At 75.1% G+C, this 23440-nt stretch carries 21 protein-coding genes; 6 read left to right on the forward strand and 15 right to left on the reverse strand.

Annotation, left to right across the window (positions count from 1 at the left end):
• Positions 1 to 24 precede the first annotated feature (24 nt).
• The 3 genes from ACQP6G_RS01965 to ACQP6G_RS01975 all read left to right on the forward strand — a co-directional run bounded on the left by ACQP6G_RS01965 (position 25) and on the right by ACQP6G_RS01975 (position 3613).
• Positions 25 to 951, forward strand: coding sequence for an AEC family transporter (locus ACQP6G_RS01965; protein WP_429762483.1), 927 nt, complete (start codon positions 25 to 27; stop codon positions 949 to 951).
• A gap of 17 nt (positions 952 to 968) precedes the next feature.
• Entirely contained in the window at positions 969 to 1646 is a 678-nt protein-coding gene (locus ACQP6G_RS01970; protein WP_429762484.1) for a Maf family protein, read from the forward strand.
• Positions 1647 to 1822: 176 nt separating this feature from the next.
• Complete coding sequence (locus ACQP6G_RS01975; protein ID WP_429762485.1) at positions 1823 to 3613, forward strand: acetyl/propionyl/methylcrotonyl-CoA carboxylase subunit alpha; 1791 nt, start codon at positions 1823 to 1825, stop codon at positions 3611 to 3613.
• Between the two features lie 32 nt (positions 3614 to 3645).
• Here the strand turns inward: ACQP6G_RS01975 and ACQP6G_RS01980 are convergent, their stop codons facing one another.
• Positions 3646 to 5013 carry an MFS transporter gene (locus tag ACQP6G_RS01980; protein WP_429762486.1) on the reverse strand — a complete coding sequence of 456 codons (1368 nt, stop codon included), beginning with the start codon at positions 5011 to 5013 and terminating at the stop codon, positions 3646 to 3648.
• Between the two features lie 29 nt (positions 5014 to 5042).
• On the opposite strand from ACQP6G_RS01980, the gene ACQP6G_RS01985 reads away from it, so the two are divergent.
• On the forward strand, positions 5043 to 5567 hold the full coding sequence (locus tag ACQP6G_RS01985; RefSeq protein WP_429762487.1) for an NUDIX domain-containing protein: 525 nt from the start codon (positions 5043 to 5045) through the stop codon (positions 5565 to 5567).
• 33 nt (positions 5568 to 5600) lie between these two features.
• Here the strand turns inward: ACQP6G_RS01985 and ACQP6G_RS01990 are convergent, their stop codons facing one another.
• Positions 5601 to 7004 carry an NAD(P)H-quinone dehydrogenase gene (locus tag ACQP6G_RS01990; RefSeq protein ID WP_429762691.1) on the reverse strand — a complete coding sequence of 468 codons (1404 nt, stop codon included), beginning with the start codon at positions 7002 to 7004 and terminating at the stop codon, positions 5601 to 5603.
• A gap of 185 nt (positions 7005 to 7189) precedes the next feature.
• On the opposite strand from ACQP6G_RS01990, the gene ACQP6G_RS01995 reads away from it, so the two are divergent.
• The gene (locus ACQP6G_RS01995; RefSeq protein ID WP_429762488.1) at positions 7190 to 8041 is read left to right on the forward strand and encodes a purine-nucleoside phosphorylase; all 852 of its coding nucleotides are present in this window, start codon (positions 7190 to 7192) and stop codon (positions 8039 to 8041) included.
• Between the two features lie 40 nt (positions 8042 to 8081).
• A complete protein-coding gene (locus tag ACQP6G_RS02000) occupies positions 8082 to 9929 on the forward strand; it encodes a phospho-sugar mutase (RefSeq protein WP_429762489.1) in 1848 nt (615 codons plus the stop codon).
• Between the two features lie 7 nt (positions 9930 to 9936).
• Here the strand turns inward: ACQP6G_RS02000 and ACQP6G_RS02005 are convergent, their stop codons facing one another.
• The 13 genes from ACQP6G_RS02005 to ACQP6G_RS02065 all read right to left on the reverse strand — a co-directional run bounded on the left by ACQP6G_RS02005 (position 9937) and on the right by ACQP6G_RS02065 (position 23436).
• On the reverse strand, positions 9937 to 10767 hold the full coding sequence (locus tag ACQP6G_RS02005) for a siderophore-interacting protein (protein WP_429762490.1): 831 nt from the start codon (positions 10765 to 10767) through the stop codon (positions 9937 to 9939).
• Between the two features lie 73 nt (positions 10768 to 10840).
• Positions 10841 to 12394, reverse strand: coding sequence for a hypothetical protein (locus tag ACQP6G_RS02010; protein ID WP_429762491.1), 1554 nt, complete (start codon positions 12392 to 12394; stop codon positions 10841 to 10843).
• A gap of 7 nt (positions 12395 to 12401) precedes the next feature.
• Complete coding sequence (locus ACQP6G_RS02015) at positions 12402 to 13052, reverse strand: ABC transporter ATP-binding protein (RefSeq protein ID WP_429762492.1); 651 nt, start codon at positions 13050 to 13052, stop codon at positions 12402 to 12404.
• A gap of 10 nt (positions 13053 to 13062) precedes the next feature.
• Positions 13063 to 13794, reverse strand: coding sequence for a deoxyribose-phosphate aldolase (gene deoC / locus ACQP6G_RS02020; protein WP_429762493.1), 732 nt, complete (start codon positions 13792 to 13794; stop codon positions 13063 to 13065).
• Positions 13791 to 14906 carry an adenosine deaminase gene (locus ACQP6G_RS02025; protein ID WP_429762494.1) on the reverse strand — a complete coding sequence of 372 codons (1116 nt, stop codon included), beginning with the start codon at positions 14904 to 14906 and terminating at the stop codon, positions 13791 to 13793. The genes deoC and ACQP6G_RS02025 overlap by 4 nt, the downstream gene beginning before the upstream one ends.
• A 19-nt stretch (positions 14907 to 14925) precedes the next feature.
• Positions 14926 to 15180 carry a hypothetical protein gene (locus tag ACQP6G_RS02030; protein WP_429762495.1) on the reverse strand — a complete coding sequence of 85 codons (255 nt, stop codon included), beginning with the start codon at positions 15178 to 15180 and terminating at the stop codon, positions 14926 to 14928.
• A gap of 124 nt (positions 15181 to 15304) precedes the next feature.
• On the reverse strand, positions 15305 to 16144 hold the full coding sequence (locus ACQP6G_RS02035) for a hypothetical protein (RefSeq protein ID WP_429762496.1): 840 nt from the start codon (positions 16142 to 16144) through the stop codon (positions 15305 to 15307).
• Between the two features lie 29 nt (positions 16145 to 16173).
• Complete coding sequence (locus ACQP6G_RS02040; protein ID WP_429762497.1) at positions 16174 to 17481, reverse strand: thymidine phosphorylase; 1308 nt, start codon at positions 17479 to 17481, stop codon at positions 16174 to 16176.
• Positions 17478 to 17903: a cytidine deaminase gene (locus tag ACQP6G_RS02045; protein WP_429762498.1), complete on the reverse strand. Its 426-nt coding sequence runs from the start codon at positions 17901 to 17903 to the stop codon at positions 17478 to 17480. The genes ACQP6G_RS02040 and ACQP6G_RS02045 overlap by 4 nt, the downstream gene beginning before the upstream one ends.
• A gap of 2 nt (positions 17904 to 17905) precedes the next feature.
• Positions 17906 to 19204 carry an ABC transporter permease gene (locus tag ACQP6G_RS02050; protein WP_429762499.1) on the reverse strand — a complete coding sequence of 433 codons (1299 nt, stop codon included), beginning with the start codon at positions 19202 to 19204 and terminating at the stop codon, positions 17906 to 17908.
• Complete coding sequence (locus tag ACQP6G_RS02055) at positions 19201 to 20622, reverse strand: ABC transporter permease (RefSeq protein ID WP_429762500.1); 1422 nt, start codon at positions 20620 to 20622, stop codon at positions 19201 to 19203. Before ACQP6G_RS02055 ends, ACQP6G_RS02050 begins: the two co-directional genes overlap by 4 nt.
• Positions 20619 to 22163: an ABC transporter ATP-binding protein gene (locus tag ACQP6G_RS02060; RefSeq protein ID WP_429762501.1), complete on the reverse strand. Its 1545-nt coding sequence runs from the start codon at positions 22161 to 22163 to the stop codon at positions 20619 to 20621. Before ACQP6G_RS02060 ends, ACQP6G_RS02055 begins: the two co-directional genes overlap by 4 nt.
• Positions 22164 to 22338: 175 nt before the next feature.
• Positions 22339 to 23436 carry a BMP family lipoprotein gene (locus tag ACQP6G_RS02065; protein WP_429762502.1) on the reverse strand — a complete coding sequence of 366 codons (1098 nt, stop codon included), beginning with the start codon at positions 23434 to 23436 and terminating at the stop codon, positions 22339 to 22341.
• Positions 23437 to 23440 lie beyond the last annotated feature (4 nt).

Here is a 23440-nt window from a genome sequence, read left to right on the forward strand (position 1 = left end):
CGCGGCGCGCTCCCCCCGCCCCGCATGGAAGGCATCCTCACCGGCTTCGCGATCATCGGCGTGGTCATCGCCGTCGGGTACGTCGCGGCGCGCCTGCGCCTCGGCGGGCCCGACGCCCGGACCGCGCTGAACCGCATCGGGTTCTTCGTCGCCAGCCCCGCGCTGCTGTTCACGGTCATCGCGGACGCCGACGTCGGCGAGCTCTTCCAGGCGCCGCTGCTGGTGCAGGCGATCGCCGCGGTGGCGGTCGCGGCGGTGTTCGTCGTCGTCAACCTGCTCTGGCTGCGCCGCCCCGCCACGGAGGCGACGATCGGCGCGGTCTCGGCCGGCTATGTGAACGCCAACAACATCGGCCTGCCCGTGGCCGTGTACGTGCTGGGCGACCCCGCCGCCGTCGTGCCGGTGATCCTGCTGCAGCTGCTGATCCTCGCCCCGGTGACGCTGCTGGTGCTCGACGCCCAGACGTCGGGGCGGGTGTCGGTGGGGTTCGTGCTGGCCCAGCCGGTGCGGAACCCGATCATCCTCGGCTCGCTCGCGGGCGCGGTCGTCTCGCTCACCGGCTGGAGCGTCCCGGCCCCGGTGCTCGCACCTCTGGAGATCCTCGGCGGCGCGGCCGTGCCGATGATCCTCCTCGCCTTCGGGATGTCGCTCCACGGGTCGCGTCCCTTCCAGCAGCCCGGCGGGCGCACGGCCGTCGTGGTGGCATCGGTGCTCAAGGCGGTCGTCATGCCGGCGGTCGCCTTCGTCCTCGCGCGGTACGCGTTCGGGCTGGACCCCGCGCAGGTGGCGACGGCGGTGACGCTCGCCGCGCTCCCCGTGGCCCAGAACGTGTACAACTACGCGGCGCGGTTCCGTACCGGCGAGCTGCTCGCGCGCGACACCATCCTGGTCACGACCGTCGCGTCGCCCGTCGTCCTGCTGGTGTCGTCGCTGCTGCTGCACACCGGCTGACTGGTTAGGGTGCGCACGTGCCTGCCTCCACCGCGCCCGTGCGCCTCGTCCTCGCCTCGCAGTCCCCCGCCCGCCTGGCCACCCTGGCGGCAGCCGGCGTCACGCCGCGGGTCGTCGTCTCGTCCGTCGACGAGCCGGCCGTGCTCGACGCCGCGCGCGCCGGGTTCGGCGGCGACCTCGACCCCGCCGACGCCGTCCTCGTCCTGGCCCAGGCCAAGGCGGAGGAGGTCAGCGCCCGCCTCGAGGACGGCGGCGAGGACGAGGCGTCCGCCCTCGTGCTCGGCTGCGACTCGATGCTCGAGCTGGACGGGGAGATCCTCGGCAAGCCCGCGGACGCCGAGGACGCCCGCCGCCGCTGGCGTGCGATGCGCGGCCGCGCGGCCGTCCTGCACACGGGCCACTGGCTGGTGGACGCCCGCGACCCCGAGGACGGCGGCACGGGCGGCACGCTCGGCGCGTCGTCGTCCACCACCGTGCACTTCGCCGACGTCGACGACGAGGAGATCGACGCCTACGTCGCGACGGGCGAGCCCCTGCACGTGGCCGGCGCGTTCACGATCGACGGCCTCGGAGGCCCGTACGTGGACCGGGTCGAGGGCGACCACCACGGCGTCGTCGGGCTGAGCCTGCCGCTGCTGCGAGAGCTGCTGGGCGAGCTGGAGATCCCCTGGCGCTCGCTCCGCGACCCCCGCTGAGCGGCTCAGACCCACTGCCGAAACCACCAACTCCGGGCGCCTCCGGCACTACCTACCGCCCGGGTCCATGTGGGATCCCTCCAAACGGCCCGGATCGTCGTTGGTACCCGGCACAGACTTCTCCGCAGGCGTCGCGCGGGTGCCGGAGGACGGCGGCGCACGCGTTACCGTGAGCCGTGCCCACCATCAGCAAGGTCCTCGTCGCGAACCGCGGCGAGATCGCCGTCCGCATCGCCCGTGCCTGCACCGACGCCGGGATCGCCTCCGTCGCCGTCTACGCCGACTCCGACCGGGACGCGCTGCACGTCCGGCTCGCCGACGAGGCGTTCGCGCTGCAGGGCCAGCGCGCCGCCGACACCTACCTCGACGTCGAGAAGCTGCTCGACGTCGCGCGCCGCTCCGGCGCGGACGCGGTGCACCCCGGCTACGGGTTCCTGTCGGAGAACGCCCAGTTCGCCCAGGCCGTGCTCGACGCCGGGCTGGTGTGGATCGGGCCGCCGCCCGCCGCCATCGAGTCCCTCGGCGACAAGGTGAGCGCGCGGCACATCGCGCAGGCCGCGGGCGCGCCGCTGGTGCCCGGCACGTCCGACCCGGTCCAGGGCGCGGACGAGGTGCACGCCTTCGCGGCCGAGCACGGGCTGCCGATCGCCATCAAGGCGGCGTTCGGCGGCGGCGGCCGCGGCCTCAAGGTCGCCCGCACGGACGACGAGATCGACGAGCTGTACGAGTCCGCGGTGCGCGAGGCGGTCGCCGCGTTCGGCCGCGGCGAGTGCTTCGTGGAGCGGTACCTCGACCGGCCGCGGCACGTCGAGACGCAGTGCCTGGCCGACGCGCACGGCAACGTCGTGGTGGTCTCCACCCGCGACTGCTCGCTGCAGCGCCGGCACCAGAAGCTCGTCGAGGAGGCGCCCGCGCCCTTCCTCACGCCGGAGCAGGAGGCCGAGCTCGACCGGGCGTCGCGGGCCATCCTCGCCGAGGCCGGGTACGTGGGCGCCGGCACGTGCGAGTTCCTCGTCGGGACGGACGGCACCCTGTCGTTCCTCGAGGTCAACACCCGCCTGCAGGTGGAGCACCCGGTCACCGAGGAGGTCACCGGCCTCGACCTGGTGCGCGAGCAGCTGCGCATCGCGGCGGGCGAGCCGCTGGGGTACGACTCCACCACGGTCCGCGGTCACTCGTTCGAGTTCCGCATCAACGGCGAGGACCCGGCCGCGGGCTTCCTGCCCTCCCCCGGCACCGTCTCCACGCTGCGCTGGCCGTCCGGCCCGGGCGTGCGCGTCGACACCGGCGTCGTCGAGGGGGACACGATCTCGGGCGCCTTCGACTCGATGATCGCCAAGCTCATCGTCACGGGCGCCACCCGCGAGCAGGCGGCCCAGCGTGCCCGCCGTGCGCTGCGCGAGCTCGAGGTCGCGGGCATCCCCACCGTCGTGCCGTTCCACCGCGCGGTGATGGAGGCCGAGGACTTCGTCCCCACCGACGACTCCCCCTTCCGCGTGCACACCCGCTGGATCGAGACCGACTTCGCGGACGAGCTGGGCAGGCTCGCGCCGGCCGCCCCGGCCCCGGTGCCCGACGCCGAGGAGCCGGCCGAGGAGCTCGCCGAGCGCGTCGTCGTCGAGGTCGGTGGCCGCCGTCTCGAGGTCGTGCTGCCCGCCGGGCTCGGCGTGGCCGCCGGGCGCGCCCGCCGCGCGAACGCCGCCCGCCGCCCCGCCCGCCGCGGCAACGGGCGCACGTCCTCCGCCGCGAGCGGCGCGACCCTCGCCTCGCCCATGCAGGGCACCATCGTGAAGGTCGCGGTCGAGGACGGGGCCCAGGTGGCCGAGGGCGACCTCGTCGTCGTGCTCGAGGCGATGAAGATGGAGCAGCCGCTGCTCGCGCACAAGGCGGGCACCGTGCGGTCCCTGTCCGCGACCCCCGGCGATGGCGTCACCGCCGGCGCCGCCATCTGCGAGATCGTCGACTGACCCGAGGGAGTAGTCCGTCGCGGGCTCTCGTCCTACCTCGCGGGATCTCGCACGACCTCGGCGGGTTCGGACGTCGCCGGCCGCGCGATGGCGGCGAGGGAGCGGCGGGCGGACGGCACCGACAGCACCGCGGCCACGAAGGCGACGAGCAGCGCGCCGGCGACGACGAGCAGCACCTGCACGGAGTACCGATCGGCGAGCGGGCCGAAGACCACCATGCTCAGCGGCATGGCGACGGTCATGACGATGCCGACGAACCCGAAGACGCGCCCTTGCATCTCGGGCTCGACCGTCTCCTGCAGGATGGCCATGCTCGGCGCGGACATGAGTGTGAACGTGACGCCGATCAGCAGTCCCAGGACGAAGAACACCCACATGTTCGTGGACAGGCCGAGCCCGGCGGTGAGCACCCCCGCCGCGAGGGTGCTCCCGACGATCAGCGCCACGCGGTGGGTCACGCGGGTCCCGACGAACGCCATCGCGAGCCCGCCCGCGAGCATGCCGGCCGCCCAGAACACCTCGTTGGTGGTGAGCTTCCAGACCTCGTCGCCGAAGGTGCGGGTCACCATGAGCGGCGTGAGGTAGGACGGCGCGCCGATGAGCACCATCGTGGTGGCGAAGATCGTCATGAGCCACTTCACGGCGCCGTGGCCACGGATGTAGCGGACGCCCGCGGCCAGGTCGCCGAAGTAGCTCGGCTTCTCCGGACCGGCCCCCTCGGGCGCGGCGCCGTCGAGCCGGACCAGTCGCGGCACGGTGACCAGCATCAGCATGCCGATGCCGAGCACCGCGGTGACGACGTCCACGAAGAACACCGCGACGATGTCGAAGCTCGCGTAGATCGCGGCGGCGACCACGGGGGCGAGCAGCATCATGCCGGACTGGATGGACTGGTTGATCCCGTTGATGCGGATGAGCTGGGGCGCCGGCACGATCTGCGGCACCATCGCGTTCACCGCGGGGGTCTGTATCCCCGCGAACGTGGAGCGGACGGCGAGCGCCACGTAGATCAGCCACAGGTCGTCGACGCCGGAGAGCATGAGCAGCGCGAGCGCCAGCGTGATCGCCGCGATGGCGCTGTCCGCGCCGATGATCAGCAGCTTGCGGGAGTGCCGGTCCGCCCACACCCCGCCGAAGATCGACATGAAGGCCTGCGGCAGCATGCCGAACACGATGCTGAGCATGAGCACGGAACCCGACTGCGTGACGATCGTCAGGTGCCACATCACGGCGAACTGCACGAGCATCGACCCGAGCAGCGAGATCGTCTGGCCGGTGAGGAAGATCGCGACGTTCCGCTTCCACCCGGGCATCTCGTCGCGCGGGTCCGCCGCCTCGTCGTTCATGGTGGTGGAAGACGGTGCGGGGTCGGGGAACTCATCGGTGCCGTGCGCGCTCACGGTGCCATCGTCGCCTGTAGCCTGACCGCGTGCCCAGCCGATTTCCCCCGCGCGAGACCCTCCACCGGCACCCCGGGGACGGCTGGGTGACCTGCGGCGACCACCGGCACTGGGGCCTCTACGGCGCGGCGGGGCTGCTGCTCGCGCGGCGCGGGCCGGGCACCCCGGGCGCGCTCGGCCCCGTGACCGACGTCGTGCTGCAGCACCGCGCGGTCTGGTCGGACCAGGGCGGCACGTGGGGCGTGCCGGGCGGCGCGCTGGCCCCGGACGAGACGCCCGTCGACGGGGCGCTGCGCGAGAGCCTCGAGGAGGCGGCCGTCGAGCCGCGCGCGGTGCACGTGCTGGGCACGCACGTGCTCGACCACGGCCCCTGGGCCTACACGACCGTGCTCGCGGACGTCGCGCCGGGCGCCCGCGTGACGCCCGGCGCGGCCGACCCGGAGAGCCTGGAGGTGCGATGGGTCGCCGTCGACGAGGTGACGGCCCTCCCCCTGCTGCCCGCGTTCGCGACGGCGTGGCCCGCGCTGCGGGCGCGGCTCGACGGCAGGTCCTGACCCGGTCCGTCCCGACGCGCCCGGCACGGGCCGTCAGACGGCGGCGTCCTCCCCCGACTGCCCGTGCAGCACGCGGGCGGCCTCGGCGATCGACCCGGACAGCGACGGGTAGACGGTGAACGAGTCGGCGACGTCGTCCACCGTGAGGCGGTGCGCGACGGCGAGGGTGATCGGGAAGATCAGCTCGCTGGCTCGCGGGGCCACGACGACTCCGCCGAGCACGACGCCGGCGTCCGGGTGGGCGAAGAGCTTCACGAAGCCGTCGCGCATGCCCAGCATCTTGGCGCGCGGGTTGCGCGCCAGCGGCAGCGTCGTCGTGACGTACCGGTAGCCCCGCTCGCGGAGCGTCGACTCGCTGAGGCCGACCGTCGCGATCTCCGGAGCGGTGAAGATGTTGGCGGCGACGCGACCAGGCTTGAGCGGCGCGACGGCGTCGCCCAGGGCGTGCGACATCGCGATGCGGCCCTGCATGGCCGCGACGGACGCGAGCGGCAGCACGCCGGTGCAGTCGCCCGCGGCGTAGACGCCGGGAACGGAGGTGCGCGACACGCGGTCCACCTCGACGTGGCCGCTCGCCGACAGGCGCACGCCCGCCTCCTCGAGGCCGATGCCGGCGGTGGACGGCACCCCGCCGACGGCGATGAGCACGTGCGAGCCCTCGACGACGCGCCCGTCGGTCAGCGTGACGGCGACGCCGTCCTCGGTGCGCACGGCGGACGCCGCACGCGACCGTGACATGACGGTCATCCCGCGGGCGCGGAAGACGCCCTCCAGCAGCTCGGCGGCGTCCATGTCCTCGCCGGGCAGCACCCGGTCGCGGGAGGAGACGAGCACCACCTGCGAGCCCAGTGCCTGGTAGGCGCCCGCGAACTCCGCGCCGGTGACGCCGGACCCCACGACGATCAGCTTCTCGGGCAGCTCGGCGAGGCCGTAGAGCTGCGTCCAGGTGAGGATGCGCTCCCCGTCGGGGACGGCGGTCGGCAGCGTGCGCGGCGTGGCGCCGACGGCGAGCAGCACGGTGTCGGCGTCGAGCGTCGTCGTGCCCGTCTCCGTGTCGACGACGACCCGCGACGGGCCGTCGAGGCGGCCCGCTCCGGCGACGATCTCGACGCCCTCGCGCTCGAGCCGGGAGTGGATGTCGCGCGACTGCGCGTCGGCGAGCGCGAGCACACGGGCGTTCACGGCCTCGAGGTCGACCAGGTCGCGACGCTCACCCGCGGGGGCCTCCCCGCGGACGCCGAGCTCGGGCCCCTGCTCGGCCGTGGTGAACCACTCGGCGGTGGCGATGAGGGTCTTGGAGGGAACCACGTCGGTGAGCACGGCGGCGCCGCCGAGCCCGTGGCGCTCGACCACGGTGACGCGGGCGCCGAGCCGGCGGGCCACGAGAGCGGCCTCGTAGCCGCCCGGGCCCCCGCCGACGACGACGACGTGCGGCAGGCGCGGGTCGGTCTCGGGGACGCCTGGGGTGGCGGCGACGGTGGAGGCCGGGCTGTCGGGGGTGGTGGCCGGCGAGGTGTCCGGGGAAGGGGTGTTCACGGAGGGCACGGGGGTCATTGTGTCAGGCCGCCGGGCCCCCGGCGTCGGCGCGGCGACGGGTCGCGGCCCGGACTACCCTCGGGACCATGAGCACCACGAGCCGCAGCGTCGGGGACCTCGACGACCCGACCACCGACCCGTTCGACGTCGCCCGCGCCGCGGCCGACCACATCGCCGAGGCGACGGGGGTGCCCGGTCACGACGTCGCCCTCGTGCTGGGCTCCGGCTGGGGCGGCGCCGCCGAGCTGGTCGGCGACGTCGTCGCGGAGATCCCGACGCACGAGATCCCCGGTTTCGCCCGCCCCGCCGTGGCGGGGCACGCGGCGACCACGCGCTCGATCCGCGTGGAGCGGCCCGACGGCGCCGTGCGGCACGCGCTCGTCATCGGCGGACGCACGCACCTGTACGAGGGCAAGGGCGTGCGGCGCGTCGCCCACGGGGTGCGCACCGCGGCGGCCACGGGCTGCGAGACCGTCGTGCTCACCAACGGCTGCGGCGGCCTGCACATCGCGTGGCGGCCCGGCCAGCCGGTGCTCATCCGCGACCACCTCAACCTGACGGCCACGTCGCCGCTCGAGGGCGCCACGTTCGTCGACCTCACCGACCTGTACTCGCCGCGGCTGCGCGAGATCGCCCGCGGCGTCGACCCGGAGCTGCCCGAGGGCGTGTACGCGCAGTTCCACGGGCCGCACTACGAGACGCCCGCCGAGGTGAAGATGGCCGGCCTCATGGGCGCGGACCTCGTCGGCATGTCGACCACGCTGGAGGCCATCGCCGCCCGGCACGCCGGCATGGAGGTGCTCGGCGTGTCCCTCGTGACGAACCTCGCCGCGGGCATCAGCCCGCAGCCGCTGTCGCACGAGGAGGTGCTGGAGGCCGGCCAGGCCGCCGGCCCGCGCATCAGCGAGCTCCTCGCCCGCATCGTCACCGCCCTGTAAGCGCGCACCGAGCCGAGCACCCGACGGAGGGGACCCCGCCATGAGCCTGGACACCGACGACCCGGCCTTCGAGCCGGCCGCGACGGCGACCGACCTGCCCACGCTGCTCGACGCGGTGGAGCGCTGGATCCGCTACGACGTCGACGACGACGACAAGGCCGAGCTGTCACGGCTCGCCCAGCAGACGTCGTCCGAGCGACCGAGCACCCGCGAGCACGCCGTCGCGCTGCTGCGCGACCGGTTCGCCGGTCCGCTCCAGTTCGGCACCGCGGGGCTGCGCGGCGCGATGGCACCCGGCCCGAACCGGATGAACCGCGCGGTCGTGACGACCGCGGCGTCCGGGCTCGGCACGTACCTCACGTCGGTGCTGGGCCGGGGGGTGGCGGCGCGCGTGGTGGTCGGCTACGACGCCCGCGACCGGTCGTCGACATTCGCCACGGACACCGCAGCGGTCCTCACCGCCGCCGGCCACGAGGTGCTGCTGCTTCCCTCCGCCCTGCCCACCCCGGTGCTGTCGTTCGCGGTGCGCCACCTCGACGCCGACGCGGGCGTCATGGTCACCGCGAGCCACAACCCGGCCCAGGACAACGGCTACAAGGTGTACCTGGGCGGGCGGGTCGTCACCGACGCCGGCCAGGGTGCGCAGATCGTGCCGCCCCACGACGCCCGCATCGCCGAGGCCATCGCCGCCGCGGGGCCGCCGTCGGGCGTCCCGCGCGTCGAGTCCGGCTGGCGGGTCCTGGGCCGCGAGGTGGTCGACGCGTACGTCGCGTCGGTTCATGACCTGGCCGAACGCGCCGGCACGTCCACCGGTCCGACGGAGCGGGCGGCGCTGCGCGTCGTCACGACGTCCCTGCACGGCGTCGGCGGTCGTGTGCTCGCCCGGGTGCTGGCCGACGCGGGGTTCACGCGCGTGCTGCCGGTCGAGGAGCAGCTCGACCCGGACCCGGCGTTCCCCACGGTCCGCTTCCCCAACCCGGAGGAGCCCGGCGCCATCGACATGGCGGTCGCCCTCGCGGAGGCGCACGCCGACGTGGTCATCGCCAACGACCCCGACGCCGACCGGTGCGCGGTCGCCGTGTACGACCCGAGCCACGGCACGCACCAGGGCGCCGAGACGGCCCGCTCGCACGGCTGGCGGATGCTGCACGGCGACGAGGTGGGCGCCCTCCTCGGGCGCGAGGCGGTGCGCCGCATCGCCCGCGGCGACGTGCCCGCGCCGGACGGCTCGGGCACGGGCCCGGTCGTGGCGTCCTCGGTCGTCTCGTCGCGGGTGCTGTCCTCGATCGCGGTCCGCTACGGGGTCGGGCACGCGACGACCCTCACGGGCTTCAAGTGGATCGCCCGCACCCCCGGGCTGGTCTTCGGGTACGAGGAGGCGCTGGGCTACTGCGTGGACCCGGCCCGCGTGCGCGACAAGGACGGGCTCAGCACCGCCGTGCTCGTGGCGCTGCTCGCCGCCCGGGAGAAGGCCGCCGGCCGCACCCTCGTGGACGCGCTCGACGACGTCGCCCGCGAGAACGGCCTCTTCGTCACCGACCAGCTCTCCGTCCGGTTCGACGACCTGTCCCGCATCCCCGACACGATGGCGCGGTTGCGCACGGCGCCGCCGCGCACGCTCGCGGGGGCCGGCGTCGCCGAGGTGCTCGACCTCTCCGACGGCGTCGACGGACTGCCGCCCACGGACGGCATCGTGCTGCTCGGCGCGGACGACACGCGCGTCGTGGTGCGGCCCAGCGGGACCGAGCCGAAGGTCAAGTGCTACCTGGAGGTCGTGGAGCCCGTGGCCCCGGACGCGTCGGCGATCGACGTCGGTCGGCTGCGCGTCGCGGCGCACAAGAAGCTGGACCGGATCAAGGCCGACCTCCGGACGGCGCTCGGCCTCTGACCCCGTCTCAGCCGACCAGGGCGGCGTCGTCCTGGTCGACGGCGGCCTTCCACTCGCCCTTGCGGGCGCGCCAGTCCTCGTCGTCGCTGCCACGACGCCAGTAGCCGGACGCCGACAGCAGCTCGCGCGGCACGTCCAGCTCCGTGCGGACCCACCGGCGCAGGTCGCGCACCATGCCGGCCTCGCCGTGCAGGAAGACGTGCGGCGCGCCCGTGGGGAGTTCTCCGGCGGCGTGCGCGGCGCGCACGGTGCCGGCGAGGTCGCCGGCGCCGCGGTGCACCCAGGTGAGCGTGAGGTCGGCGGCGCTGACCAGCTCCTGCTCGTCCTCGGGCCCGGGGACCTCGACGACGGCGTGCGCGACGGCGCCGGCGGGGAGCGCCTCGAGCGCCGCCGCGATGGCGGGCAGCGCGGCGTCGTCCCCGACGAGCAGGTGCCACGGCGCCTCCGGGTCGGGCGCGTAGCCGGCGCCCGGACCGAGGAACGTCACCGGCTCCCCCGGCTGCACCCCCGTCGCCCACGGCCCGCCCACGCCCTCGTCCCCGTGCACGACGAGGTCGAGGTCCCACTCGGCCTCGCCCGACGCGGCGACGTCCGCGTCGCGCCGGGACCGCACCGTGTACGCGCGCAGCAGGGGGCGGCCGTCCGCCAGCTCGCCGAGCACGAGCTTGACATAGGTGTCGGTGTGCCCGGTGGGCTCGAGCGCCGCGAGCTCGGGGCCGGCGATCGTGACCCGCACCAGGTGCGGGGTGACCCGGCGGACGGCCGTGACCGTCGCGTGCCGAGGGGTGCGCTTGCGGGCGGGCGGGCCGGCGGGGGCCTGGGGCTGCGAGTCAGACATGGTGAGGCGAGCCTAACTTCCCCGGGTCGCCACTCCGCGTGTGACGTCGCTCACCCTGTCGGCCCGCGCCGGCTCACGCCCGCGCGAACCGACTCACCCCGGCCGCCGCGAGCCCGGCCGCGAGGGCCAGGACGAGCACCGCCGCCGTCGCGCCGGGGCCGACCCGCTGGAGCAGCCAGGCCGCGCTCGCCACCACGAGCCACCCGCGCAGGTACCAGGCGCCCAGCACCAGCATCGACATGTCGCCGTTCGGCGTCATCATCGGCGTGAAGAGCCCGGGCGGCGCCGCCGTCGCGCCGGCCACCCAGACGCGCGCGCCGAGCACCAGGGCGACCACGAGGAGCGACGCCACGACGCCGCCCGCCCCCGCTCCCGCCGTCCCCGCCGCGGCGGCGACCAGCGCCAGGACCGCGGGGACCACCGCGTGGCCCGCGACGGCGCGCCCGGCCGAGCCGGGCAGGAGCGCGCCCGGCTGCGGCTGGGCGGCGAACGCGTGCAGGCCGTCGGACCAGGTCCGCGCCGCCGCGTACAGGGCCAGGGCTCCGGCGACCGTCACGACGGCGGGGCCGCCGTCGGCCCCCCACCGCACGAGGAGCGCGCCGACGACTCCCGTCGCGAGCGCGGCGGCGGCCGCGGCGGGCCGGCGTCGGAGGCCGAGGAGGTCCCGCGCCACCAGGGGCGCCGCGCGCAGCAGAGGCCGTGGGAGACGCGCCCGGCGTCCGCGGTACGTGCGGGGCCCGAGCACGTCGGCCGCCGCCCCGGAGTCGCCGCCCACCAGGCCGCGCCCGGCCGTCACGGTCCGCGACTGGCCCGCGGCGGCCGCGTCGACGTCGAGCTCGTCCGGCAGCACCCGCACCACCAGCCACGCCGACGCCAGCCCGACGGCGACGACCAGCGCGCCGCCCACGAGGACTCCGGCCCGGGTCGCGGGCGACGGTGCCGGGGCGAGGGCGGGCAGCGCCAGGGGCGTCGCCGCCCCCACGGCCGCGACCAGCCCGAGCACCAGCAGAAGGACGGTGACCCCGACGGCGGCGCGTCGTCGTCCCGGCGCCTGCGCCGCCGCGCCGACCGCCAGCGGGACCTGCGCCAGCAGCGCGGCCCCCACCCCCGCGCCGAGGAGCGCCCCGGGCTCGGCGGCCTCTGGCCCGCCCGCGAGGCCCGCGGCGCCCGCGGTCGCGGCGAAGGCGCCGACGGCCGCGGCGCCGAAGGTGAGCAGCAGCGCGCGGCGGCGAAGGACGTCGCGAGGGCGGAACTGGCCGGACAGCGCGAAGGTTGTCTCCGCGCGGCTCGTCCACAGCGGCCCTCCCGCCCGGGACGCGGCCAGCCCGGCGAGGCCGGCGACACCGAGCGCCAGCGCCGACCCGGCGACGAGCAGCGCCGCCCGCCCGTCCGCCGCGTCGGGCGCCGGCACCGCCGCGGCCGCCTGGACGAGGGCGCTCCACAGGATCGGGCCGTACACGAGCGCGAGCAGCACCACCCCGTACCCGAGGTAGACCCGGTCGTGCGGGTCCCCGCCGGACTCCGCAGCCCGCACGACCAGCGTCCGGCGCCGCAGCGACGCGACCCAGCGCCGCCAGCGCGGGTACGGCACGCGGGCGCCGTCGTCGACGTGCGCCGTCACGCTCACGACGCGCTCACCGAGCACCCGGGGCCGCGAGCTCGACCTCCCGGCCGCGGCGTGCGAGGTCGGCGCGCAGGTCGGGGTCGTGCGTCGCGACGAGGAGCGCCCGGCCGGCGTCCAGCGCGCCGGAGACGAGGCGCCGCGCCACCGCCCGCCAGCGGGCGTCGAGCCGCTGCTCCGGCTCGTCGAGCAGCACCACGCGGGCGGGCCGGTAGAGCGTCGTCGCGAGGGCGAACATCTGCCCCTCCCCCGACGACAGCTCCCCGGGGAGCTGGTCGCGCACCCGGTCCAGCTCGGCCGCCGCGAGCGCCGTCTCGACGTCGGGGCCCGGATGCCGGCCCGCCCACGCCGACGCGACGAGGCGCAGGTGCTCGGCGACCGTGAGATCGGGGTAGGCGGACAGGCCGCCCAGCAGCAGCGCGACGTCCTCCCGCCGCCGCAGGCGCGCCTGCCCGGCGGGCAGGCCGAGCACCCGCACGTCGCCCGAGGTCGGCTCGTCCTTGCCCGCGACGAGGCGCAGCAGCGTCGACTTGCCGCTGCCGTTGGGCCCGACGACGGCGGCCGCCTCGCCCGGCGCCAGCGTCAGCGACGTGGGCGCCAGGACCTGGACCGTGCCGTGCGTGCGCGCGGCCGCGCGGACGTCGACGAGCGGCTCGGCGGCCACCCGGCGGCCCTCAGTAGCCGCTGTCGCCGGCGGGCGCGGCCTGCCCGGAGAACCCTGCGAGCACGCCCGCGGTCCCGGACAGACCCAGCCGCGTGGCGCCGGCGCGGATCATGGCGAGCGCGTCGTCCAGCGTCCGGACCCCGCCCGAGGCCTTGACCCCCAGCGCGCCCCCGACCGTCTGCGCCATGAGCTCCACCGCGTGCACGGACGCGCCCCCGGCCGGATGGAAGCCCGTCGAGGTCTTCACGAAGTCGGCGCCGGCGTCCTGCGCGGCCTGGCAGACGGCGACGATCTCGTCGTCCGTGAGCGCGGCCGCCTCGATGATGACCTTGAGCAGGTGCTCGGCGGGCACGGCCGCGCGGACCGCGGCGATGTCCGCCCGGACCGCGTCGAACGCGCCCTCCTTGGCCGCGCCGACGTCGATCACCATGTCGACCTCGTCGGCGCCGTCGGCGACGGCGCGGGCCGCCTCGGCCGCCTTCACCGCGCTGACGTGCTTGCCCGACGGGAAGCCGCACACGGTCGCCACCGCGATCCGGCCGGCCGCGACGCGCGCGGCGTGCGCGACGAACGTCGGCGAGATGCAGACGGAGAACACGCCCAGGCGGACGCCCTCCTCCACCAGGGCCGTGACGTCGGCGGTCGTGGCCTCCGGCTTGAGCAGCGTGTGATCGACGAACCGCGCGAGCGCGAGGGCGTCGGCGGGCACGTCGGCCTTGCCGGACCGGGCGGCGTCGTTCATCGCTGCGCTCCCTCGACCTGCTGGTACCCCGGCAGGATGACGTCGTCGACCAGCGCGCGGCGCTCGTCGTGGTGCATGAACGCGCTCCACGCGGCGGTCAGGGTGACGTCGGCCAGGTCGTCGATGGTCCAGCCGGCCTCGGTGACGAGCCGCGTCATCTCGTTCGTCATGGACGTGCGGGACATGAGGCGGTTGTCCGTGTTGAGCGTGACCGCGAAGTCCAGCTCCTTGAGGCGTGTGATCGGGTGGTCGCCCACCGACGTCGCCGACGTGGCGCCCGTCTGCAGGTTCGACACGGGCGCCACCTCGAGCGCGATCTGGTGGTCGCGCACCCAGTGCGCGAGGCGCCCCAGCTCGGCGCGCCGCTCGCCGTCGTCGTCGAAGCCCTCGTGGAACGTGATGTCCTCGACGATCCGCACGCCGTGGCCGATCCGGTCGGCCTGGCCGAGGTGCACGGCCTCGGCGATCGAGGCCGGCCCGGCCGCCTCCCCCGCGTGGATCGTCGTCGGGAAGTCCTGCTCGGCCAGGTAGCGCCAGATCTCCACGTGCCGCGAGGGCGGGAACCCGTCCTCCGGGCCGGCGATGTCGAAACCGACCACGCCGCGGTCGCGGTGGGCGACGGCGAGCTCGGCGATCTCCTGCCAGCGGTCGGTGTGCCGCATCGCGGTGACCAGCTGCCCGACGCGGATGATCTGGCCGCGCGACGCCGCCTCGCGGATGCCCTCGTCGATGCCCGCCTGCACGGCCTCGACGGTCTCCGGCAGCGTCAGCCCACGGGCCAGGTGCTGTTCCGGCGCCCAGCGCTGCTCGGCGTACACGACGCCGTCCGCAGCCAGGTCCAGCACGGCCTCGCGCGCCACGCGGGCCAGGGCGTCGGCCGTCTGCATGACGGCAATGGTGTGGTCGAACGTCTCCAGGTACCGCACCAGCGACCCCGAGTCGGCGGACTCGACGAACCAGGTGCCGAGCGACTCGGCGTCCGACGCCGGGAGCTCGTGGCCCACCTCGGCGGCGAGCTCGAGGACGGTCTGCGGTCGCAGGCCCCCGTCGAGATGGTCGTGCAGGAGCACCTTGGGCAGGGCGGGGATCAGGTCGACGAGGGCTTGCGTCATGGGGCCAACCTACCGGCGATCAGGCGTCGCCGGAGGCCTCAGGATCGTCGAGCCCGGGGACCTCCTGGCTCTGCTCGACGACGTCGGCCTCCGCGGCCTCGCCGTCCAGGTCGGGCCGAGCGTGGCGCGGCTTGTACTCCTCCACGCGGCCACCGGCCTCCGCGGCGTCGCCCGCCTCCGCGTCGTCCGTCAGGGCGTCCTCGACCAGGCTCGTGGTGTCGTCGGGATTCTCGAGCCCGGCGTCCCGCCAGGCGTCGTCCGGGGCGGTGCTCATGGGACTTGTCCCTTCGCTCGACGGCGGTGCGCTCCCATCGTGGACCCCGGCCCCGTGGCGCGCCAGAGGAGCCGGGGGACCTGTCAGCAGGCCGTGCGTCTGACGGCTCGGCGGCGGCCGGACCTCAGCCCCGCGCGTCCCGCGGCAGCAGCGCCCACACCACGTGCGGCCAGCCCCCCAGCGCGGCGGCGACCAGCGGGTCGTTCCCGCGCTCCCGGGCGCCGGCGGCGACGAGCCGCGCGACCGGCACCCCGTGCAGCCGGCCGGCCGACGGCTCGTAGACGGTCGCGACGCCGCCCCGCACGGTCGTGAGGAGGACGACGTGCCGGGGCACCGCGGTCGACACGCCTCCGGCGAGGTCGCCGCCCGAGTACAGCGGGACGGGCACGCCCGCGGCCGCAGCCTCCACCGCGGCGGCGAGCACGCGCCCGCCCGAGCGCCCGCCGACCACGCGATGGGTGTAGCGGACCGGCCCGTACCGGGCGGCGCGGGCCGCTCCCCACGGCGGCGTGCCGAGCGCGACGGGCCAGGCCGGCAGGCCGCCCGGCCCTCGCGTGGCGCGGGCGTGCAGCGTCCGCTGGGACCCGGCGAAGATCTCGGCGGCGCCCGGCGGCCGGCGGCTCAGCTCGAGCGCCCGGCGCGGGTCGCCCGCGAGCGCGAGCAGGGCCAGCACCGCCGCGCCGCAGGTGCGCTCGTCGACCTGCCGGGCCGTGGCGACCACGCCGTCCGCCGCGGGGAGCGTCAGCGTGCGCGGGCGCCCCGGGGCGGGCTGCGGACCGAGTCGGCCGAGCGGGTCGAGCACCCGTGCCCGCACCGCCGGGGCGAGCGCGGCGAGCGCCGGGACGAGGTCCTCGGGCACCTCCGGGCGGGCGAACCGTCCGGCGGGCGGAGGCTCCGGCGCCGGCCCCGCGAACGCGCCCAGGAGCGCGAGGACGTCCGTCGCGCGCAGCGCCCGCGCCACCATCGCCAGGACCTCCCGACCGCCCGGCCCGGTCAGCCGATCCGGTCGAGCAGGAGCGGTCGGGCCGCGTCGCCGCTCGCCGCGTCGTCGACCGCCCACTGCCCCTCGAGCGCCGCCCTGGCGCGGTCGAACCGCTCCGGGGTGTCGGTGTGCAGCGTGAGCAGCGGCTGGCCAGCGGCGACCTCGTCCCCCGGCTTCGCGTGCAGCTCGACGCCCGCCCCGGCCTGCACCGGGTCCTCCCGGCGCGAGCGTCCCGCGCCCAGGCGCCACGCCGCGATGCCCACGGCGTACGCGTCGAGCCGGGTGAGGACGCCGGACCGGTCCGCGAGCACGTCCTGCCGCTCGCGGGCGCGCGGCAGCGCCGCGTCCGGGTCGCCGCCCTGCGCCGCGATCATCCGGCGCCAGACGTCCTTGGCGCGGCCGTCGGCCAGCGCCGCGCGCACCTCGGCCTCGGGGACGGCCCGCCCCGCGCCGGCCAGCATCTCCACGGCCAGCGCCACGGTGAGGTCGACGACGTCGGACGGGCCGCCGCCGTCGAGCACCTCGACCGACTCGCGCACCTCCAGCGCGTTGCCCGCGGTGCGGCCGAGCGGCACGGCCATGTCGGTGAGCAGCGCGACCGTGCGCACGCCCGCGTCGGTGCCGAGGTCGACCATGGTGCGGGCGAGCTCCCGCGCGGAGTCCAGGTCCTTCATGAACGCGCCGGAGCCCACCTTGACGTCGAGGACCAACGCCCCGGTGCCCTCCGCGATCTTCTTGCTCATGATCGAGCTCGCGATGAGCGGCACGGACTCGACCGTGCCCGTCACGTCCCGCAGCGCGTACAGCTTCTTGTCCGCGGGGGCCAGCCCCGCCCCGGCGGCGCAGACCACCGCGCCGACGTCCTCGAGCTGGTCCATCAGCTCCGCGTTGCTCAGCGCCGCCCGCCAGCCCGGGATCGCCTCGAGCTTGTCGAGCGTGCCGCCCGTGTGCCCGAGGCCGCGGCCCGAGAGCTGCGGCACGGCCACCCCGAAGGCCGCGACGAGCGGCGCGAGCGGCAGCGTGATCTTGTCCCCCACGCCGCCGGTCGAGTGCTTGTCCGCGGTGGGCCGCGACAGGCCCGAGAAGTCCATCCGCTCGCCGGACGCGATCATCGCCCCTGTCCAGCGCGCGACCTCCGGGCGCGTCATCCCCCGCAGCAGGATCGCCATCGCGAGGGCCGACATCTGCTCCTCGGCGACGGCGCCGCGTGTGTAGGCGTCCACCACCCAGTCGATCTGCGCCGCCTCGAGCGGCCGCCCGTCGCGCTTGGTCCGGATGACGTCGACGGCGTCGAACGGCTCGCTGCCCGGCACGGTCATGCCTCGCTCCCCTCGCGGTCACGATCCAGGTCCGGTGCGCCGAACGCGTCGGGCAGCACCTCGGTCATGGGCACGACGCCCCGCACGGACTCCACCAGCAGGTCGGGGCCGCCGTGCTCCCACAGGAGCTGCCGGCACCGCCCGCACGGCATGAGGGTCCGCCCCGCGCCGTCCACGCAGGTGAACGCGACGAGGCGGCCGCCGCCGCCCGTGACCAGGGCGGACACGAGGGAGCACTCCGCGCAGAGCGTCACCCCGTAGGCGGCGTTCTCCACGTTGCAGCCCACCACGACGCGTCCGTCGTCCACGAGCGCGGCCGCACCGACCGGGAAGCCGGAGTACGGCGCGTAGGCCCGCCCGACGACGTCCCGCGCCGCGGCGCGCAGCGCCTCCCAGTCGACGGTCGGACCAGTGCTGGTCATCGCTACTCCTTGGTGTAGGGCGTCCCCGACGCGGCGGGCGCGCGGGACTTGCCGACGAGCCCGGCCACGGCCAGCAGCGTCACCACGTACGGGAGCATCAGCATGAACTGGCTCGGGACGGGCGACCCCACGACGGACAGCACGTTCTGCAGGTTCGTCGCGAAGCCGAACAGCAGGCCCGCAAGGGCCGCCCGCAGCGGGTCCCACTTGCCGAAGATCACGGCGGCGAGGGCGATGAAGCCGGCGCCTGCCGTCATCTCGCGCCCGAACTGGTTGATCGACACCACGGTGTAGAACGCGCCGCCGAAGCCCACCACGGCACCGCCGATCAGCACGGCCCGGTACCGCGCGCGGAGCACGTCGATGCCCACCGTGTCGGCCGCCTTGGGGTGCTCGCCCACCGCGCGCACCCGCAGGCCCCACTTCGTGCGGAACAGGGCGTACCAGACCGCCGGCACCGCCACGTACATGAGGTAGACGACGATGGTCTGGTTGAACAGCACCGGCCCGATCACCGGGATGCTCTCCAGCCCCGGGATCGGCAGGCGGGGGAACCGCACGGTCGAGTTGAGCGTCTCCGCGTTGGGCACGAGCAGCTCGGAGTAGAAGAAGCTCGTCAGCCCGATCACCAGCACGTTGAGCACGACGCCGACGATCACCTGGTTCACCCGGTAGGTGATCGTGAAGAGCCCCAGCACGAGGGCGACCAGGGCGCTGGCGACCACCGCCGCGACGAGCCCCGCCCACGGGCTGTTCGTGAGCGACCCGACGATCGCCGCGACGAAGGCGCCGGCCAGCAGCTGGCCCTCGATGGCGATGTTCACGACGCCGGCGCGCTCGCCGATGACGCCGCCGAGCGCGCCGTACACGAGCGGGACGGACAGGCCCACCGCGCCGCCCAGGAGGCCGACCACGGAGAGGTCGCGCGGGCTGCCCGCGGCGGCCCACGCGAGAAAGCCGACGAGCAGCGCGGCCGCGAAGATCGCGATCGCCCACGCGGGGACGCGCCGCCCGGCCCGGGTGCGCACCACCGCGTAGGCGAGCACGGCGAGCCCGATGGCGCCGCACACCCAGGCCGTGCCCATCGCGGGGAGCACCAGGGTGGACAGCACCACGAAGTCGGTGCTGGTCGAGAGCGCGAAGCGCGAGGAACCCTCGTGCGGCGCCAGGAGCAGCAGCAGCGCGTACAGCGCGAGGACGACGGCGAGGCCGATCGCGGCCTTCCAGCTCACCGGGGCGCCGGCGCGCGGCGCGGGCGCCGCGGCCGCGGGCCCCGCGGCGTCGACGGTCGTGGCGGTCATGCCTGTCCCTCCTCGGTGCCGCGCGCGGCCTCGGCGCGGCGGCGGTCCCGTCGGCTGTCTCGTCGTCGGGGTGTGCGTTCCGGCTGCGGCAGCCGGAAGATGGCGCGCACCAGCGGCGGTGCGGCGATGAACAGCACGATCAGGGACTGCACGACCAGGACGATCTCGATCGGGATGCCCTGGGCGGCCTGCATCGCGGAGCCGCCGGCCTTGAAGCCGCCGAACAGGATGCCGGCACCGAGCACGCCCCACGGCGAGGAGCCGCCGAGCAGCGCCACGGTGATGGCGTCGAAGCCGATGCCCGCGTCGATGTCGGCGCTGAAGCCCGTCGTCACGGTGCCCAGCACCTGCTGGGTGCCCGCGAGCCCCACCAGGCCACCGGCGACCAGCATGACGAGCACCGTGGTCCGGGGGACGTCGATGCCCGCGACGCGTGCCGCCTTGGGGTTCTCCCCCACGGCGCGGAAGGCGAAGCCCGTGCTGGAGCGGTTGAGGAGCCACCACACGCCGACGACGGCCAGGACCGACAGGACGAAGCCCCAGTGCAGGTTGTAGCGGTCTCCGAGGAGCGGCGGCAGCACGGCGCTGTCCTGCATCGGCGGGGTCTTCGGGTTCGCCGAGCCGGGGGCCTGCATCAGGCCGGGGGTGGCCAGGAGGTACGACAGCAGGTAGAACGCGATGTAGTTGAGCATGATCGTGACGATCACCTCGTGCGCCCCCGTGCGCGCCTTGAGCAGGCCCGCGATGCCGGCCCACAGCGCACCCGCCGCCACGCCGGCCACCAGGCACAGCAGCATGTGCCACGGGAACGGCAGCCCGGTGACGCCGAAGCCGATCCAGCCCGCGGCGGTCGCGGCCACCAGCATCTGCCCCTGGCCGCCGATGTTGAACAGCCCGGCCCGGAAGGCGAGGGCGACGCCGAGGCCCGCCGCGATGAGCGGTGTGGCGTTCGTGAGCGTCTGCGTGAGCGGCCGGATGCCCTGCGCGAACGTGTCGGCCCCGAAGTTGTAGACCGCGCCCTGGAACAGCGCGGAGTACGCACCGCCCACGGCCTGGCCGATCGCGCTGAGCGTGTCGCTCGGCCGCGAGAAGAAGTACGGTGCCGCGGCCTGCACGCTCTCGTCGGTGACGACGATGAGGATCGAGCCCGCGAGCACCGCGAGCACGATCGCGCCCAGGGCGACGGCCCAGCCGCCCGACGTCGCGCGGCGGACCGCGTCCCGCCACCGCTGGCCGGAGTCCTCGACGACGGCCGCCTGCTCGCGCGCCGCCTCCTGCTCCAGCTCCTCCGCGAGACCGGGCTCTGCGGTCGCGTCGACCTGCTCCAGCGCCTCGCCCAGGCGCGAGTCGGGGTCGACGTCGAGCCCCTGGTCCTGTGCCGGGTCCTGCCCCCGGTCCTGGGGCGTCTCGCCGCTCACGCCGCGTCTCCTTCGTTCTGGGGCCCGGTCGGCGACGCGTCCTCGGGCGCGATGCCGGCCATCATGAGGCCGAGCACGTCACGGGGCGTGGCGGCCGGGACGATCCCGACCACGCGGCCGCGGTACATGACCATGATGCGGTCGGCGAGCGCGACGGCCTCGTCGAGCTCGGTCGAGACCACGACCACGGGGATGCCGGTGTCACGCGTCTCCACGATCCGCTTGTGGATGAACTCGATCGACCCGACGTCGACCCCGCGCGTCGGCTGCGCCGCGACCAGCAGGCGTAGCTCGCGGGACAGCTCGCGGGCGAGGACGACCTTCTGCTGGTTGCCGCCGGAGAGGCGACCCACGCGGGTCTCGATGCCCTGCGTGCGCACGTCGAACTCGGCGACCTTCTCGCGGGCGAAGTCGTCGCGCGCCGCGAGCTGCAGGGTGCCCCGGCGGACGAACGGCGGGCCGTCCGTGCGGTCGAGCACGAGGTTCTCGGCGATGGTGAACTCGCCGACCAGGCCGTCCTCGTTGCGGTCCTCCGGCACGAAGCCCACGCCCGCGTCGAGGATCCGGCGCACCGAGCGCCCCACCAGCTCCTTGCCGTCGAGCCGCACGCTGCCCGTGACCTGCTCCTGGAGACCGACCAGGGCTTCGGTCAGCTCGGTCTGCCCGTTGCCCTGCACGCCCGCCACGACGAGCACCTCGCCGCCGCGCACGGTGAAGCTCACGTCGTCCACCAGCACCTGGCCGTCGGGACCGGTGACCCGCAGGCCCGTCACCGCCAGCTCGTTCTCGGTGGTGCGCGGCGCGTCCTTGCGGACCGTCAGCTCGACCGCGCGGCCCACCATCAGCGACGCGAGCTCGGCGTCGGTCGCCCCCGGGCTGGCCTCGCCGACGACCTTGCCGTGCCGGACGACGGTGATGCGGTCGGCGACGGCGCGCACCTCGCGCAGCTTGTGGGTGATGAAGACGATCGCCGCCCCCTCGTCCCTGAGCTGGCGCATGATCGCCATGAGCTCGTCGGTCTCCTGCGGGGTGAGCACGGCGGTCGGCTCGTCGAACACCAGCACGTCGGCGTCGCGCGAGAGCGCCTTGATGATCTCGACCCTCTGCTGGACCCCGACCGGGAGGTCCTCCACCAGCGCGTCCGGGTCCACCTGGAAGCCGAACCGCGCCGAGATCTCCCGGACCTTCGTGCGGGCGCTCTCCAGGTCGAGGACCCCGCCGGCGCGGGTGGACTCGTGACCGAGCATCACGTTCTCGGCCACGGAGAACACCGGCACGAGCATGAAGTGCTGGTGCACCATGCCGATCCCGGCGGCCATCGCGTCGCCGGGCCCGTCGAAGTCCTGGACCGCGTCGTCCAGCAGGATCTGGCCCTCGTCGGCCTGGTAGAGCCCGTAGAGCACGTTCATCAGGGTGGACTTGCCGGCGCCGTTCTCGCCCAGCAAGCAGTGGATCTCGCCCGGTTCCACCACCAGGTCGATGTGGTCGTTCGCCACGAGCGCGCCGAAGCGCTTCGTGATGCCTCGCAGCTCGAGCCTCATGCTCTGCCTTCCATCCGTCGAGGATCAGTCGAGGGCCGTCCGGGGCCAGGTCGACGCACCGTCGTCAGCCTCTCACCGGGGCGCCGTCGTCGCCGCCCCGCATACGTCGTGCGCGGGCCCGGGGGTGGTTCCCGCGGGCCCGCGCACGAGCGTCACCGGTAGGTCGAGGAGCCGGTCACTCCTGGCCGGAGAGGTACGACTCGACCGTCACGTCGCCGGCGATGATCTGCTCCTTGAGGGCGTTGACCTCGTCCATGAGGGCGGGGTCGACCTTGTCCTCGAAGTTGTGCAGCGGGGCGATGCCCACGCCTTCGTTCTCGAGGGTGCCGATGTAGGGCGTCGCGTCGAACTCGCCCTTGCCCGCGGCCGTGACGGCCTCCTCGGTGGACAGGTCCATCGCCTTGAGGACCGACGTGAGCACGTAGTCCTGCGTGGACGGGTCGGACTCGAAGAGGTCCGCGTCCGCGCCGATGAGCGCGATGTCCTTGCCCGAGTCCTGGATCGCGGCGATCGCGGACTGGTAGATCGGCCCACCCACGGGCAGGAGCACGTCGACGCCCTGGTCGATGATGTTCTGCGCCGTGGTCTTCGCGGTCTCGTTGGCCTCGAAGCCGCCCGTGAACGAGCCCTCCTCGCCGCCGGAGAACCCGACGACCTCGACCTCGGCGTCCTTGGTCTCGTTGTAGAAGTCGACGCCCTGCTTGAAGCCGTCCATGAAGATGGTCACGGTCGGGTACGGCTGGCCGCCGAAGGTGCCCACCTTGCCCGTCTGCGAGTAGCCCGCGGACAGGTAGCCGGCGAGGAACGCGGCCTGCGCCGTGTCGTACAGCAGCGGCTTGATGTTCTCGGCGTCCGTCTTGCCGTCGAAGTCCGCGTCCGCCGCGTCGTCGATGATGATGTACTCGGTCTCGGGGTTGGCCTTCGCGGACTCGATCGTCGCGGCCGACAGCGCGAACCCGACCGAGACGATCGGGCTGCAGCTTTGACCGACGAGCGACTCGACGTTCGGCTTGAAGTCGCTCTCCGACTGCGACTGGACGGACGTGAGCTTCACGCCGAACTCGTCCGCCGCCGCGGTCGCCCCCTCGAAGCTGAGCTGGTTGAAGCTCTTGTCGTCGAACCCACCCTGGTCCGAGACGATGCACGGCTTGAAGCCCTCCACCGCGGTCGCGGCGCTGCTACCGCCGCCGGACTCCTCGGGGGCCTCCGCACAGGCCGCCAGCGCGAGCGCGGCGACACCGGCGAGGGCGGTGAGCTGGATCGCTCTCTTCACAGTC

This window comes from Isoptericola nanjingensis, from assembly GCF_050311635.1.
GTDB lineage: Bacteria > Actinomycetota > Actinomycetes > Actinomycetales > Cellulomonadaceae > Isoptericola > Isoptericola nanjingensis.

What these genes read in the sequence shown, in the direction of transcription:
- ACQP6G_RS01965 (WP_429762483.1), top strand. Translation starts at nt 25, where the DNA reads ATGGAAGGCATCCTCACCGGCTTCGCGATCATCGGCGTGGTCATCGCC.
- ACQP6G_RS01995 (WP_429762488.1), top strand. Translation starts at nt 7,190, where the DNA reads ATGAGCACCACGAGCCGCAGCGTCGGGGACCTCGACGACCCGACCACC.
- ACQP6G_RS02000 (WP_429762489.1), top strand. Translation starts at nt 8,082, where the DNA reads ATGAGCCTGGACACCGACGACCCGGCCTTCGAGCCGGCCGCGACGGCG.
- ACQP6G_RS02005 (WP_429762490.1), bottom strand. Translation starts at nt 10,767, where the DNA reads ATGTCTGACTCGCAGCCCCAGGCCCCCGCCGGCCCGCCCGCCCGCAAG.
- deoC (WP_429762493.1), bottom strand. Translation starts at nt 13,794, where the DNA reads ATGAACGACGCCGCCCGGTCCGGCAAGGCCGACGTGCCCGCCGACGCC.
- ACQP6G_RS02025 (WP_429762494.1), bottom strand. Translation starts at nt 14,906, where the DNA reads ATGACGCAAGCCCTCGTCGACCTGATCCCCGCCCTGCCCAAGGTGCTC.
- ACQP6G_RS02030 (WP_429762495.1), bottom strand. Translation starts at nt 15,180, where the DNA reads ATGAGCACCGCCCCGGACGACGCCTGGCGGGACGCCGGGCTCGAGAAT.
- ACQP6G_RS02035 (WP_429762496.1), bottom strand. Translation starts at nt 16,144, where the DNA reads ATGGTGGCGCGGGCGCTGCGCGCGACGGACGTCCTCGCGCTCCTGGGC.
- ACQP6G_RS02040 (WP_429762497.1), bottom strand. Translation starts at nt 17,481, where the DNA reads ATGACCGTGCCGGGCAGCGAGCCGTTCGACGCCGTCGACGTCATCCGG.
- ACQP6G_RS02045 (WP_429762498.1), bottom strand. Translation starts at nt 17,903, where the DNA reads ATGACCAGCACTGGTCCGACCGTCGACTGGGAGGCGCTGCGCGCCGCG.
- ACQP6G_RS02050 (WP_429762499.1), bottom strand. Translation starts at nt 19,204, where the DNA reads ATGACCGCCACGACCGTCGACGCCGCGGGGCCCGCGGCCGCGGCGCCC.
- ACQP6G_RS02060 (WP_429762501.1), bottom strand. Translation starts at nt 22,163, where the DNA reads ATGAGGCTCGAGCTGCGAGGCATCACGAAGCGCTTCGGCGCGCTCGTG.